Origin of the sequence: Petrocella sp. FN5 (assembly GCF_029210395.1) — a bacterium.
Taxonomy (GTDB): domain Bacteria; phylum Bacillota; class Clostridia; order Lachnospirales; family Vallitaleaceae; genus Petrocella.
The window spans coordinates 1-635 of record NZ_JARGDP010000216.1 but is presented as its reverse complement, the minus strand read 5'-3'; the positions used below and the strand labels follow the sequence as shown (position 1 = coordinate 635).

General features: G+C 32.4%; 1 protein-coding gene. It reads left to right on the top strand.

All coding sequences use genetic code 11. The features are described from left to right. Positions 1–185: 185 nt before the first annotated feature. A complete protein-coding gene (locus P0N36_RS15575) occupies positions 186–428 on the top strand; it encodes a hypothetical protein (RefSeq protein WP_275843811.1) in 243 nt (80 codons plus the stop codon). The last annotated feature ends 207 nt before the right edge of the window (positions 429–635 follow it).

Genomic DNA, 635 nt, shown 5'->3' with positions numbered 1-635 from the left:
TGTGCAATTGCCCACTGTATTAGAGCAAATAAGTAACTATTAGATATCGATATTATTATTGGTGATGATTAAAGTTAGCCAGACAAGTTTTATAAATAAAACAACATCTTTAACCTCAGATAGTAATTTGACTTTTCTAGATAAGAAGGCGTTTGTAATAGAACAACTTATTTTGGGGGTGGAAAATGGATTTTAAGATTTATAGTTTTTTATTTTTGATTTTTGTACTTTTCTACGAGAAGGTATGGCGTATAAGCATTTGTAAAAGAAAAATAAAAGAAAAAATTCTAACGTGTGGTGGAGAAATCAGAAATATTGAAAAACTGTCACCACGAGAAGAAATATACTATGTGGATTACGTAATAAACGATGAAAAAAGAAGTGCTACCGTAAAATTTAGTTTTTTCTATAACGAAAATTGGTATTAATCAAGGTATTGATCTTCTTTTTATTGATAAAGATAAGTTTATTGGATTTTTCCGTGGGCAACTGCACATAACATAGTATTGACAACACTCAATCTGCTAACCGAGTCGGTATCGCATTAGCTGTTCTCAAAGCTCACAAGCATGAGCTCGACCTGTAAGCAGATTGGCGTCGTCAACACACGCCCGTTAGATGCAATCATCAACTAA